Here is a 532-nt window from a genome sequence, read left to right as displayed (position 1 = left end):
CGCCGCCGCGTACGTCTGATGCGACGGCGGGTCCGAATCCGTATGCGGTGCGGATCACGCCGACGGAGCATCCGGAGGCGGTGACGGTTCCGGAGGGGAATCTGACGGTCACGCCTTTCACGGAGGTGCGGGCGGAGTTGGTGCCGCCGACGGTGAAGGGCCGGTTTCGGGGGCGGCCGCGGCTGGCGGTGGACAATCTCGGTAATACGAAGGTGACGGCGTCGGTTTCCGGGAGTGATACCGGGGATCATCTGTCGTACGAGATTCGTCCGGGGAATGTGCAGATCGAGCCGGGGCGTGCGGCGTTCGTGGAGACGACGTTGAAGCCGCGGCAGGTGATCTGGTTCGGGGCGAAGGAGGAGCGGCCGTTCACGTTGGCGGTGCGGCGGTCGGGGGTTGATCCGACGGAGGTCGAGGGGACGTACGTTCAGCGGGGGTTTCTGCCGCGTTGGCTGGCGACGTTCTTCGGGTTCGCGTTGGCGTTGTCGATCGCGTTCGTGATGATCTGGATCGCGTACAAGCCGCAGGTCCG

At 66.5% G+C, this 532-nt stretch carries 1 pseudogene; it reads left to right on the top strand.

The annotated features are described in order from the left end of the window. Positions 1 to 532, top strand: a pseudogene (locus KUM03_RS29775) (hydrogenase expression protein); the annotation flags it as partial.

Origin of the sequence: Streptomyces sp. AC602_WCS936 (genome assembly GCF_019049125.1) — a bacterium.
Taxonomy (GTDB): Bacteria; Actinomycetota; Actinomycetes; order Streptomycetales; family Streptomycetaceae; genus Streptomyces.
This window is presented reverse-complemented; position numbering and strand designations above follow the sequence as displayed.